Here is a 13,521-nt window from a genome sequence, read left to right as displayed (position 1 = left end):
CCCTCCTCTTCCTCGGGGCAGGCGTGATCATCCACGCCGCCGGCACCAACTCGCTGGGCGCCATGGCCCGCATGGGCGGCCTCGTCACACAAGTGCACCGGGCCGCCCGGCCGTCGGGGGGAGGAGGCGTCAGCTCCCGGCGCTCCACTCGGACCAGGACATGTTCCAGTCGCTGAACCCGTTGTCCGGCTGGATCGTTTTGTCAGGGGAGTTCTTGACGATGACGACGTCGCCGATGAGCGAGTTGTTGTAGAACCAGGAGGCCGGGGTGGACGGGTCGCCGCCGCCGCGCTCGTCGAACAGGCCGACGCAGCCGTGGCTGAGGTTCTCGGAGCCGAAGGCGCCCTCGCCCGACCAGTAGTTGCCGTGGATGAAGGTGCCGGACGTCGACAGGCGCATGGCATGCGGCACGTCCGCGATGTCGTACTCGCCGCCGAAGCCGACCGTGTTGCCGTCCATCCGCGTCACGTCGTACTTCTCGCTGATGACCATCTGGCCGTTGTACGTCGAGTGGCCCGGGGCACCGGCCGAGATCGGGACGGTCTTGAGCTGCTTGCCGTCCCGCTCGACCACCATCTGGTGGCTGGCCGCGTCCACGGTGCTCACCTGGCTGCGGCCGACGGTGAACTTCACGGTCTTGTTCTGCGTGCCGTAGACACCGTCACGGCCCTCGACGCCGTTGAGGTTCATCTCCAGCGTCACCTTGGTGCCCGCGGCCCAGTACTTCTCGGGGCGGAAGTCGAGGCGGTCGTTGCCGAACCAGTGGCCCTTGATGGGCACCGAGGGCTCGGCGGTCACCTTCACGGCCTGTTCGACGGCCTTGGTGTCGGTGATCCCGCGGCTGAAAGTGAGCGACACGGGCATGCCGACGCCGACCGTGCTGCCGTCCTCCGGCGTGAAGTAGCCGACGAACGTGTTCTGCGGGGTGAGGGTGGTGAACGTCGCGTGCTTGGCGGACGTCCGGCCGTCCTTGTCCTTCGCCAGCGCGTCCACCGTGTACTTCGTGGAGGCGGCGAGGTGGGCGGTCGGCTCCCAGGACGCGCCGCCGTCGGCGATCTTGCCGTCGACCGCGGTGCCCTTGGCGTCGGCGACCTTGACGGAGGTCAGCGTGCCCTGGTCCGCGGTGACCTTGAGCGCGCCGCTCGTCGCGACGTCGGTCGCCCCGTCCTTCGGCGCGATCGCCACCACGGCCTTCGACGGCTTGCCGTCGTCCTTCTTCGCACCGTCCTTCTTGGTGTCCCCGTCACCACCGCAGGCGGTGACCAGCAGCAACAGCGCTCCGAGCAGCAGCGCGAACAGGCCCCTGCGGCCGGCGCGCCCTCTCGATATCAGCTGCGTGTTCACAACGGTTGTCTCCCCTTCGCACGGCCCGCGGCCACGCGGCGCCCCCTGAGCGCGTCAGCACGCGCATGGCGATAGATAACCACATGCCACCGACAGCGCATGGCTCGCGAATGTCACCGTTCCGCAGCAAATGGGAACGGTGGTACGAGGCGTACGCATGAGGAGTGAGCTGTGGCCGAATCGAGGCATCTTAAACCGGCCGCAGACCCGCCGTTGACCACCCGACGGGGGCGTTGCGCGCACAGGTCCCGCACAGGTGTCGGGTCCGATCACACGGGTGAGCGCATGCGCGGATCTGGGCAGAACTGGGGGAAGGACAGGACCGCCGACATCCGGCACGGGAAGCCGGGTGCCCGGCGCGCTGGTCGAGAGCCGCCGGAGGCGAAGACGTGTCGAGCGCACCCGAGCAACGGGCGGAACGGGACGGGCGGGACGACCGGTTCGCAGGCGCCCCCGCCCGGCCCGGCGCGGAGGGCGGCGCGGCACCGCCCGCCGTGGCCGCCGTCAACGGCCACCGGCGGCCGGAGGGCCCGCCCCCGGCCCGCCCGGCGGTGCGGCCGGGCAGCTCGGAGCCGCTGGGCGCGCGCTACCGCGTCGGCGCCGACGGAGTGGCGGGGACCAATTTCGCCCTGTGGGCCGGCGGGGCGGAGGCCGTGGAGCTGTGCCTGTTCGACGACGAGCCCGGCGCGGGCCCCGAGGGCACGCCGGGCCAGGAGCGCGAAACCCGCCTCTTCCTGGACGAGTTGACGCACGAGATATGGCACGGCTTCGTCCCGGGCGTGCGGCCCGGCCGCCGCTACGGCTACCGCGTGCACGGCCGCTGGGACCCCTGGACCGGCGCCCGCTGGAACCCCGCCAAGCTCCTCCTCGACCCCTACGCCCGGGCCGTGGACGGTGACTTCACCCTCCCGCCCGAGGTCTACGGACACGTCCGCGACTGGCCCCAGCAGTACGTCGCCGACACCGTGCGCGACGACCGCGACTCGGCCCCGTACGTCCCCAAAGGCGTCGTCGTCGCGGACGACGACGACTGGGCGGACGACCACAGGCCGAAGACGCCGTGGGCCGACTCGGTCATCTACGAACTGCACGTGCGCGGCTTCACCATGCGCCACCCCGGCATCCCGGAGCGGCTGCGCGGCACGTACGCGGGGCTCGCGCACCCGGCGGCCGTCGATCACCTGGTGCGCCTCGGGGTGACCGCCGTCGAGCTGCTGCCGGTCCACCAGTTCGCGCACGAGGACCACCTGCTGCGGCGCGGGCTGCGCAACTACTGGGGCTACAACTCCATCGGCTACTTCGCGCCGCACGCCGGCTACGCGGCGACCGGGACGCGCGGCCGGCAGGTCGGCGAGTTCAAGCGGATGGTGCGGGCCCTGCATGCGGCGGGCATCGAGGTCATCCTCGACGTCGTCTACAACCACACGGCGGAGGGCGGCGAGCTCGGGCCGACGCTCTCCCTGCGCGGCGTGGACAACCGCCGCTACTACCGCCTCCAGGACGACGCCCGCCGCTACGCCGACTACACCGGCTGCGGCAACACCCTCCACGTGGTGCGGCCGAACGTCCTCCGCCTGATCACCGACTCGCTGCGCTACTGGGTGACGGAGATGGGCGTCGACGGCTTCCGCTTCGACCTGGCGGCGGCGCTGGCCCGGTCGATGCACGACGTCGACATGCTCTCCCCCTTCCTCGCGGTCATCGCCCAGGACCCGGTGCTGCGCCGCGTCAAGCTCATAGCCGAGCCGTGGGACGTGGGGTCCGGCGGCTATCAGGTGGGCGCCTTCCCGCCGCTGTGGACGGAGTGGAACGACCGCTACCGCGACGCCGTGCGCGACTTCTGGCGGGGCGCGCTGCCGGACGTACGGGACCTCGGCTACCGCCTGTCCGGCTCCAGCGACCTCTACGCCTGGGGCGGCCGCAGGCCGTACGCCTCCGTCAACTTCGTCACCGCCCACGACGGCTTCACCCTGCGCGACCTCGTCAGCTACGAACAGAAGCACAACGAGGCCAACGGCGAGGGCAATCGCGACGGCACGGGCGACAACCGGTCCTGGAACTGCGGCACCGAGGGCGGCACCGACGACGCGGCCGTCCTCGCGCTGCGCCGGCGGCAGGCCCGGAACCTGCTGACCACGCTGCTGCTGTCCACCGGCGTGCCGATGCTGGTGGCCGGTGACGAGATGGGCCGCACGCAGGGCGGCAACAACAACGCGTACTGCCAGGACAACGACACCAGCTGGATCGACTGGTCACTCCTGGAGGACCCCGGCTGGCGGGCGCTCGCCGAGCTGTCCGGCCGGCTCCTCGCCCTGCGCCGCGCCCACCCCGTGCTGCGCAGCCGCTCCTTCTTCTCCGGCCGCCCCCAGGCGGCGGACGGGCTGCGGGACCTGGCCTGGTTCGCGGCGGACGGCACGGAGATGACGGAGGCCGACTGGTACGCACCGGCGGCCACGCTCGGCATGTTCCTCTCCGGCCGCGACATCCCGCGGCGCGGCTCCTCGGGCGAACCGGTCACCGACGACAGCTTCCTGACGGTCCTGCACGCGGGCCCCGGGCCGGTCCGCTTCACGCTGCCCGGGCCGCCGTGGGCCTCGGCGTACGAACTCCTCGTGAACACGGCGCTGGAGGGGCAGGCGGCGGCGCCGGGAACGGTGCGGCCGGGGGGCACGCCGGTGGCTGTGCGGCCGCGCTCAGTTCTTCTCCTGAGGGCCGTGCCGGCGGTGCCTTCCTCGCCCCGTCCGTGCCCGTAGCCGCCTGCGGCGGGCTTGTTCCCCTATCCCGCCCCTTCCCGAAACTGGGGAGACCCCGGACCCCAGCGACCTTCGGTCGCGTCCTCAAACTCCCCCAGCTACCGCTGGGAGGTGCCCCCAACGGGCTGGTTTTCCAGCCCGTCCGGCGTTTGAGGACAACGCGGCGAAGCCGTGTTGCGGGGTCTGGGGCGCAGCCCCAGTTTCGGGAAGGGGCGGGGCTGGGGAAAAAGCCCGCCGCAGGCGCAAGCAACCCGCACCCAGTCCGGGAAAAACACATGGGCACGGTAAGCCGTCAACCGTACCCTCGCTCCTGATGACTGCCACCCGAGAAGTGCCCCACTCAACTGCCCGGTCGCTGCTGCGTCTTCGGCCCTACGTCCGCCCCGTCCGCACCCGCCTGTTCGCCGCCGCGGCCGTGGCGGTCGTCGCGTCCTGTGTCGGTCTCGCCTTCCCGCTGGTGCTGAAGTGGATGGTGGACGGCCCGGTCGCCGGCCGCGACCCGTCGGGCGTCTGGCTGGGCGGCGCCCTGCTGCTGGCCCTCGGCGCGGTGGAGGCGGCGCTCTTCATGACGCGCCGCCGGCTGATCGCCCGCCCGCTGGCCCGCGTCGAGGCCGACATGCGGGCGGACCTCTACGCCCGCCTCCAGCGGCTGCCGGTGGCCTTCCACGACCGCTGGCCCTCGGGGCAGTTGCTGTCGCGCGGCACGACCGACCTGATGCTGCTGCGCATCTTCCTGGCGTTCCCGCTGACGTTCCTGCTCGTCAACGGAGTGACCATCGTGGTCGGCTTCGTCATCCTGCTGATGCAGCAGTGGCTGCTGGGCCTGGTGCTGCTCGCGCCGGTGGTGCCGCTGGTCGCGCTCTGCTGGACGTTCGAGGAGCGCTACTCCCGGGCCGCGCGCACCGCGCAGGACCAGGTGGGCGATCTGACGACGGCCGTGGAGGAGAGCGTCCTCGGCATCCGCATCATCAAGGGCTTCGGGCGGCACCACCGCCAGGAGCGCTCCTTCATGGCGCTCTCCGGCCGGCTGCGGTCGACCGAGCTGCGCAAGGCGGGCCTGCTGGGGACACTCTGGGCGCTGATCATGATCCTGCCGGAGCTGGCGATCGGGGCGGCGCTGCTGCTCGGGGTGGTGCAGGTCGCCGACGGCGAGCTGTCCGCGGGCACCCTGGTGGCGTTCCTCTCGACGGCGCTCGCGCTGCGCTGGCCGGTGGAGTCGATCGGCTTCCTGCTCGCGGTGACGAACGAGTCGGCGACGGCCGCGGACCGCTTCTTCGAGGTGCTCGACACGGAGCCGCCCGCCGAGGCCGTCGAGGCGCCGGCGGGCGACCGGGCGCGGGGCGACGGAATCCGCCTGGAAGGCGTGGAGTTCCGCTACCCCGACGCGCCCGCCGGGTCCCCGCCCGTGCTGCGCGGCATCGACCTGCACATCAGACCCGGCGAGACCATGGCCCTGGTCGGCACCACCGGCAGCGGCAAGACCACCCTCACCGCGCTGCTGCCCCGCCTCCACGAGGCGACCGCCGGGCGGATCACCCTGGACGGCCAGGACATCGCGGCGCTCCCCCGCGAGCGGCTGCGCGAGCTCGTCTCCGTCGCCTTCGAGGACCCCACGCTCTTCTCGGCCACCGTCGCCGAGAACGTCCTGATGGGCGCCGCGCACGCCCAGGAGGCCGATCTCGTACGGGCCTTGTCGGTCGCCCAGGCCGACTTCGTGCACGCCCTGCCGGACGGCCCCGGCACCCAGGTCGGCGAGCAGGGGCTGAGCCTGTCCGGCGGTCAGCGGCAGCGCCTCGCGCTGGCCCGCGCGGTCGTCGGCTCACCCCGCTTCCTCGTCCTCGACGACCCGCTCTCCGCGCTCGACGTCCACACCGAGGCCCTGGTCGAGGCGGCGCTGCGCGACGTGCTGGCGACGACCACGGCCCTGGTGGTCGCCCACCGCCCCTCCACCGTCCTGCTCGCCGACCGGGTGGCCCTGCTCTCGGGCGGGCGCGTCACGGCGGTCGGCACCCACCACGAACTGCTGCACGGCAACGAGGAGTACGCGTCACTGATGTCCGGCCGGGACGACCACGCCTTCCAGGGAGGGCCGCGACGATGACCACCACCGTTCCCGAGGAGCAGGAGGAGCGGACGGAGCAGACCGGGCAGACGGAAGGGGCCGGGCGGGCGGACGCCGGCGACCCCGTCGCCCAGGACGTCCTGCCCGCCCCCAAGGGCGCCTCCCGCGCGCTGCTGCGCTCGCTCCTCGCCCCCGCCCGGGGCGCGGTCCGGCTCGCCGTCGTCGTCCTGCTGCTCCAGCAGGCCGCCGTCCAGGCGGGCCCCCTGCTGGTGGCGTACGCCATCGACCGCGGAGTGCCCGCCGTGCGCCACGGCGACCACGGCCCGCTGGTCGCCGCCGGCGTCGCCTACGCCCTGTGCGCGCTGGCCTCCGGCCTCCTCCAGCTGGTCTTCGTGCGGCTGTCGGCCCGCATCGGCCAGGACATGCTCCTGGACCTGCGCGGCCGGATCTTCCGCCACGCGCAGTCGCTCAGCGTCGACTTCCACGAGCGCTACACCTCCGGCCGGCTGATCTCCCGCGCGACCTCCGACGTCGAATCGATCCGCGAGCTGCTCAACGACGGCCTCCAGGAGCTCATCGCCGTCGCCCTGTCGGTGGTGTACGTCTCGGCGACGCTGCTCTGGCTCGACTGGGGCATCGGGGGCGCGGCCCTGCTGTCCCTCGCCCCGCTGTACCTCTTCGTGCGCTCCTACCAGCGCCGCGCCCTGGCCGTCTACGGCGAGCGGTCCACGGCGATCGCGGCCGTCATCGTGAAGTTCACCGAGACGATGAACGGCATCCGGCCGGTGCAGGCGTTCCGCCGGGAACGCGCCAACGAGGCGCACTTCGCCGAGCTCAACTCCCGCCACCGGGGCGCCAACGCGGCCGCGATGCTGGAGATGGCCCGATACATCTTCTCGTCCCGGCTGGTGGCCAACACGGCGCTGGCGGCGATCGTCCTGTGGGGTGCCTACCGCGTGGCCTCGGACGACCTGGCCCTGGGCGCGCTCGCCGCCTCGGTGCTCTACCTGCGGCGCCTGTACGACCCGATCGACCGGCTCGGGATGTTCCTCAACACCTACCAGTCGGCCGCCGCGTCCCTGGAGAAGATCGCCGGTCTGCTCGCCCAGCGTCCCTCCGTCCCGGAGCCCGCGCACCCCAGGACGCTGCCGGAGCGTCCCGCGGGCAGCCCGGGCCGTGAGGTCGTCTTCGACGGGGTGCGCTTCGCCTACCGCACGGGCGGCGAGGTGCTGCCGCGCTTCTGCCTGACCCTGGCCGCCGGGCGGACGGTGGCCGTCGTCGGCTCCACCGGCGCCGGCAAGTCCACGCTGGCCAAGCTGCTCGCCCGCTTCTACGACCCGACCGAGGGCGAGGTCCGGCTCGACGGCGTCCCCTTGCGCGAGCTGGCCGTGGCGGAGCTGCGCCGCGGGGTCGTCATGGTCACCCAGGAGTCGTTCCTCTTCTCCGGCACGGTCGCGGAGAACATCGCCATCGGCCGCCCCAACGCGACGCGCGAGGAGATGGAGCAGGCGGCGAAGGCCATCGGCGCGCACGACTTCATCACCGCGCTGCCGGACGGCTACGACACGGACGTCCGCAAGCGCGGCGGCCGGATCTCGGCGGGGCAGCGCCAGTTGATCGCCTTCGCCCGCGCGCTCCTCGCGGACCCCGCGGTCCTCATCCTCGACGAGGCGACGTCCTCGCTGGACATCCCCGGCGAGCAGGCGGTGCAGGCCGCGATGCGGACGGTGCTGCGCGGGCGCACGGCGGTGGTGATCGCGCACCGTCTGTCGACGGTCGAGATCGCGGACCGGGTGCTGGTCGTGGCCGACGGCCGCGTCGTGGAGGACGGCACGCCGGCCGAACTCGTCGCCGGCACGGACCGCTTCGCGGACCTCCACCGGGCCTGGCGGGACAGCCTGGTCTGACGGCGGCGCCCGGCCGGGCCCGGTGCCCCGGGTCCGGCCGGCGGCTTGTCCGTCATCGGACTGCACCATTTCCGGTCGCGATGGCGCCCCCGGCGGCCCCACCGCCCGGCCGCCGTCGCGGAGTTCGAGGGTCCCCCACCCCGCATCCTTCCCGATCCGCTATGCGGACCCCGGTCGTTCGTCAACGGACGCTATCCGGCCAACTTGCCGCCACGCTCCTGACACGTACATGCCCTCGGTGGCACTCTTCCCTCCACCGACGCACAGCTCCCTCACAGGAACCCGGCAGGGCGTCGCGCACCCCCCTTTCTTCGCCTTCCTTCATCGGCTTCCCCCCCTGACGCATCGCGTTCTCCCTCGCTCTGTCCGGGCGGCCGACTCGGCCGCCCGGCCTCCCTTCGGCCACCCACCGTGGCCACCGCAGAAGGAGTCAGTGTGAGACCCACCCCCCATAGGCGCGCAGTCGCCACCGGCGCACTGGTCGCCGTCACCGCGGTCCTCGCCGTCGGCGCGCAGACCGGTGCCGCCACCGCGAAGTCCGACCACACGACCGCGGGCCGCAAGGTCGTGGCCAAGGCCGACCCCGGCGCACTGCCCGCCAAGCTCACCCCCTCGCAGCGCGCCGAGCTGATGCGCGAGGCCAACGCGACCAAGGCCCGGACCGCCCGGACGCTGGGTCTCGGCGCCAAGGAGCGACTGGTCGTGAAGGACGTCGTCAAGGACGTCGACGGCACCAGCCACACCCGCTACGAGCGCACCTACGACGGCCTGCCGGTCCTCGGCGGGGACCTCGTGGTCGACGCGACCGGGAGCGGCACGGTCAAGACCGTCGCCAAGGCCACCAAGGCCCGGCTCGCGGTGGCCACCACCAGGCCGTCCCTCGCGGCCTCCACCGCGGAGAAGCAGGCGGTGAAGGCCGCGAACGCGCAGGGCTCGAAGGCCACCGGGGCCGACGCGGCGCCGCGCAAGGTGATCTGGGCTGCGGGCGGGACGCCGGTCCTCGCCTACGAGACCGTGGTCGGCGGCCTCCAGGACGACGGCACCCCGAACCAGCTGCACGTCGTCACGGACGCGAGGACGGGCAAGCAGCTCTTCTCGTACCAGGGCATCAAGACCGGCACGGGCAACACGCAGTACAGCGGCCAGGTCACGCTCGGCACGACGCAGTCCGGCGGCTCGTACACCCTGAACGACGGCACGCGCGGCGGGCACAAGACGTACAACCTCAACCACGGCTCGTCGGGCACCGGCTCGCTCTACACCAACTCCACCGACGTGTGGGGCAACGGCAGCAACAGCGACGCGGCCACCGCCGGCGCCGACGCGCACTACGGGGCCCAGCTCACCTGGGACTACTACAAGAACGTGCACGGCCGCACCGGCATCCGCGGCGACGGCCAGGGCGCGTACAGCCGGGTCCACTACGGCAACAGCTACGTCAACGCCTTCTGGGACGACGGCTGCTTCTGCATGACGTACGGCGACGGTTCGGGCAACGCCAAGCCGCTCACCGCGATCGACGTGGCCGCGCACGAGATGACGCACGGCGTCACGTCCGCCACCGCCAACCTCACCTACAGCGGGGAGTCCGGCGGGCTGAACGAGGCGACGTCCGACATCATGGCCACCGCCGTGGAGTTCTGGGCGAACAACCCGAGCGACCCGGGTGACTACCTCATCGGCGAGAAGATCGACATCAACGGCAACGGCACGCCGCTGCGCTACCAGGACAAGCCGAGCCGTGACGGCCGCTCCAAGGACGCGTGGTACTCCGGCCTCGGCGGACTCGACGTGCACTACTCCTCGGGCCCCGCCAACCACTGGTTCTACCTCGCGTCCGAGGGCAGCGGCCCGAAGGACATCAACGGCGTGCACTACGACAGCCCGACCGCCGACGGGCTGCCGGTCACCGGCATAGGCCGGGACAACGCCGCGAAGATCTGGTTCAAGGCGCTGACCCAGCGCATGCAGTCCAACACCGACTACGCGGGCGCGCGGGACGCGACGCTGTGGGCCGCCGGTGAGCTGTTCGGCGTCGGCAGCGAGACGTACAACAACGCCGCCAACGCGTGGGCCGCCATCAGCGTCGGCAGCCGGGTCTCGTCCGGCGTGACCGTCACCGCGCCCGGCGACCAGACCAGCATCGTGAACACGGCGGTCCAGCTCCAGATCAAGGCGACGAGTTCCCCGGCCGGTTCGCTGGCCTACTCGGCCTCCGGGCTGCCCGCCGGGCTGTCGATCAGTGCCTCGACCGGACTGATCTCCGGCACGCCGACCGCGACCGGCACCAGCACGGTGACCGTGACGGCGAAGGACACGGGCGGCAGGACGGGCACCGCCACCTTCAAGTGGACCGTGAACACCACGGGCGGCGGCAGCGTCTTCGAGAACACCACCCCCGTGGCCATCCCCGACGCGGGAGCGGCCGTCACCTCGCCGATCGTCGTGACGCACAGCGGCAACGGCTCGTCCGGGCTGAAGGTGGACGTGAACATCACGCACACCTACCGCGGCGACCTCCGGATCGACCTGGTGGCCCCGGACGGCAAGTCGTGGCGGCTGAAGGACTCCGACGCCTGGGACTCCGCGGCGGACGTGAAGGAGACGTACACCGTGGACACCTCCGCCTCCTCGGCCACCGGCACGTGGAAGCTCCAGGTGCAGGACGTGTACGCGGGTGACAGCGGCACCCTGAACAGCTGGCGGCTCAGCTTCTAGCGCACCTGGTCCGGACGCCGCCCGGGGTGAGCGCGACTCCCCCGGGCGGCGTCTCTCACGTCCTCGCCGGGATCTAGCGCAGCAGCACCCCGGCCCCCTCCCCCGTCGCCTCCGACGGCAGCGTCACCAGCCCCATCTCCGCCCCGCTGGCCAGCAGGCGGTGCGCCGGCAGGATCCGCACCGTGTAGCCGAACGGTCCCGTGCGGTCGAGCGTCAGCGGGCCCTCGTAGAGGCGGCGGCCGTCGAGGCCCGGCGCCCCCGTCGGCTTCAGGGGGAACGTCGAGGTGCGGCTCAGGCAGTCCGCGGGGTCGACGCGCCCGGCGACCGCCTGCACCTCGACGTCCGCGGGTTCGAGTCCGCCGAGGGTGACGCTCACCCGCAGGGAGACCGTGGAGCCCAGTTCCGCCGTGCCGTTGAGCGCGGTGTCCGCGACCGCTTCGACGTGGTCGACGGCGACGCCCGCCCACGCGTCGCGCACCCGCCGCTTCCAGCCCGCCAGTTCCCTGGCGGCGTCCGCGCCCAGCGCGCGCTGCGCCTCGGCGGCGGGGCCGTAGAGCCGCTCCACGTACTCCCGGACCATGCGCCCGGCGAGCACCTTGGGGCCGAGGGTGGTGAGCGTGCCGCGGACCATCTCGATCCAACGGCCGGGAAGGCCGCCCGCGCCCCGGTCGTAGAAGCGCGGCGCGACCCGCTCCTCCAGCAGCCGGTAGAGGGCGGTGGCCTCCAGGTCGTCGCGGCGTTCCTCGTCCGTCGCGGCGCCGTCGGCGGTGGGGATGGCCCAGCCGAAGTCGGGTTCGTACCACTCGTCCCACCAGCCGTCCAGGACGGACAGGTTGAGACAGCCGTTGAGCGCGGCCTTCATGCCGGAGGTGCCGCACGCCTCCAGGGGGCGCAGCGGGTTGTTCAGCCAGACGTCGCAGCCGGGGTAGAGCTTCTGGGCCATGGCCATGCCGTAGTCGGGCAGGAAGACGATGCGGTGGCGCACGCGCGGGTCGTCGGCGAACCGCACGAGCTCCTGCACGAGGCGCTTGCCGCTGTCGTCCGCGGGGTGGGCCTTGCCGGCGACGACGATCTGGACCGGCCGCTCGGGGTGGAGCAGCAGTTCCATCAGCCGGTCGCGGTCGCGCAGCATCAGGGTGAGGCGCTTGTACGAGGGGACGCGGCGGGCGAAGCCGATGGTGAGGACGTCGGGGTCGAGCACGCCGTCGATCCAGCCGAGTTCGGCGGTGCCCGCGCCGCGCTCGCGCCAGGAGGCGCGCAGCCGCCTCCGCACCTCTTCGACGAGCTGTTCGCGCAGGGTGCGGCGCAGTTCCCAGATGTCGGCGGCGGCGATGCCGTCGACGGCGTCCCAGCGCCGGGAGCCGCCGACGGTGAGGGCGTCCTCGGCACGCCCGGCGCCGACCTGCCGGGCGCCGAGCCGCATGACCTCGGGGGCCACCCAGGTGGGGGCGTGGACGCCGTTGGTGACGGAGGTGATGGGCACCTCGTCGGCGTCGAAGCCGGGCCACAGGCCCGCGAACATCTGGCGGCTGACCTGCCCGTGGAGGGTGGAGACGCCGTTGGCGCGCTGGGCCAGGCGCAGGCCCATGACCGCCATGTTGAAGAGGTTGGGCTCGCCGCCGGGGTAGCTCTCCAGGCCGAGTTCGAGGACGCGTTCGACGTCGATGCCGGGGAGTTCCCCGGCGGGGCCGAAGTGGCGGGCGACGAGCTCGCGGTCGAAGCGGTCGATGCCGGCGGGCACGGGCGTGTGGGTGGTGAAGACGGCTCCGGCGCGCACGCTCTCCAGCGCGGAGTCGAAGTCGGCGCCCTGTTCGGCGAGTTCGCGGATGCGCTCCAGGCCGAGGAATCCGGCGTGGCCCTCGTTGGTGTGGAAGACCTCGGGCTCGGCGTGGCCGGTGAGCCGGCAGAACGTACGGAGCGCGCGCACCCCGCCGATGCCCAGGAGCATCTCCTGGAGCAGCCGGTGCTCGCCCCCGCCGCCGTAGAGCCGGTCGGTGACGTCGCGCTCGCGGGGGCCGTTCTCCTCGACGTCGGAGTCGAGGAGGAGCAGGGGGACGCGGCCGACGCGGGCCTGCCAGATGTAGGCGAGCAGGGAGCGGCCGCCGGGGAGGGCGAGGGAGACGCGGCTGGGGGTGCCGTCGGGTTCGCGGAGCATCCGCAGCGGGAGCTCGTTGGGGTCGAGCAGGGGGTAGTGCTCCTGCTGCCAGCCCTCGCGGGAGAGGGACTGGCGGAAGTACCCGTGGCGGTAGAGCAGTCCGACGCCGATGAGGGGGACGCCGAGGTCGCTGGCGGACTTGAGGTGGTCGCCGGCGAGGATGCCGAGGCCGCCGCTGTACTGCGGGAGGGCGGCGGTGATGCCGAACTCGGGGGAGAAATAGGCGACGGCGGCGGGCAGTCCCTCGGGCTGTTCCTGATACCACCGCCGGCCGGTGAGGTAGTCGTGCAGATCGTCGGAGGCGGCGGCGAGGCGGCGGCGGAAGCGGCGGTCCTCGGCGAGGGCCGCCAGCCGGTCGGCGGAGACGGTCCCCAGCAGCCGCAGGGGGTCCCCGGCGGCGGCCCGCCAGCCGTCGGGGTCGACGGACTGGAAGAGCTCGCGCGTCTCGGGGTGCCAGGACCAGCGCAGGTTGCGCGCCAGCTCGCTGAGCGGTCGTAGGGGCTCCGGAAGGACGGGGCGCACACTGAATCGACGAATGGCCTTCACTGTCACGACGGTAGCGCCGTGACGCTCCCGATTCCG

Annotated in this window: 6 protein-coding genes; 4 read left to right on the top strand and 2 right to left on the bottom strand. The window is 72.7% G+C overall.

The genetic code is table 11. From position 1 onward, the window contains the following. Positions 1-129: 129 nt before the first annotated feature. Entirely contained in the window at positions 130-1,344 is a 1,215-nt protein-coding gene (locus AB0435_RS28780) for an Ig-like domain-containing protein (protein WP_366003761.1), read from the bottom strand. A 494-nt stretch (positions 1,345-1,838) separates the two neighbouring features. Here AB0435_RS28780 and glgX point away from each other — a divergent pair, with 494 nt between their 5' ends. The 4 genes from glgX to AB0435_RS28760 all read left to right on the top strand — a co-directional run bounded on the left by glgX (position 1,839) and on the right by AB0435_RS28760 (position 10,784). Beyond that, positions 1,839-4,097, top strand: coding sequence for a glycogen debranching protein GlgX (glgX, locus tag AB0435_RS28775; RefSeq protein WP_366428297.1), 2,259 nt, complete (start codon positions 1,839-1,841; stop codon positions 4,095-4,097). 313 nt (positions 4,098-4,410) lie between these two features. Next, complete coding sequence (locus AB0435_RS28770) at positions 4,411-6,198, top strand: ABC transporter ATP-binding protein (RefSeq protein ID WP_366428296.1); 1,788 nt, start codon at positions 4,411-4,413, stop codon at positions 6,196-6,198. Next, positions 6,195-8,066: an ABC transporter ATP-binding protein gene (locus tag AB0435_RS28765; protein ID WP_366428295.1), complete on the top strand. Its 1,872-nt coding sequence runs from the start codon at positions 6,195-6,197 to the stop codon at positions 8,064-8,066. Before AB0435_RS28770 ends, AB0435_RS28765 begins: the two co-directional genes overlap by 4 nt. A 435-nt stretch (positions 8,067-8,501) precedes the next feature. Further along, positions 8,502-10,784 carry a M4 family metallopeptidase gene (locus AB0435_RS28760; RefSeq protein WP_366428294.1) on the top strand — a complete coding sequence of 761 codons (2,283 nt, stop codon included), beginning with the start codon at positions 8,502-8,504 and terminating at the stop codon, positions 10,782-10,784. A 73-nt stretch (positions 10,785-10,857) separates the two neighbouring features. On the opposite strand, the gene glgP is transcribed toward AB0435_RS28760, so the two are convergent. Beyond that, a complete protein-coding gene (gene glgP / locus AB0435_RS28755; RefSeq protein WP_366428293.1) occupies positions 10,858-13,485 on the bottom strand; it encodes an alpha-glucan family phosphorylase in 2,628 nt (875 codons plus the stop codon). Between the last annotated feature and the right edge of the window lie 36 nt (positions 13,486-13,521).

Source organism: Streptomyces sp. NPDC051173 (assembly GCF_040689515.1).
GTDB lineage: Bacteria > Actinomycetota > Actinomycetes > Streptomycetales > Streptomycetaceae > Streptomyces.
The sequence above is the reverse complement of the archived record's forward strand: the minus strand, read 5'-3'. Positions and strand labels throughout refer to the sequence as shown.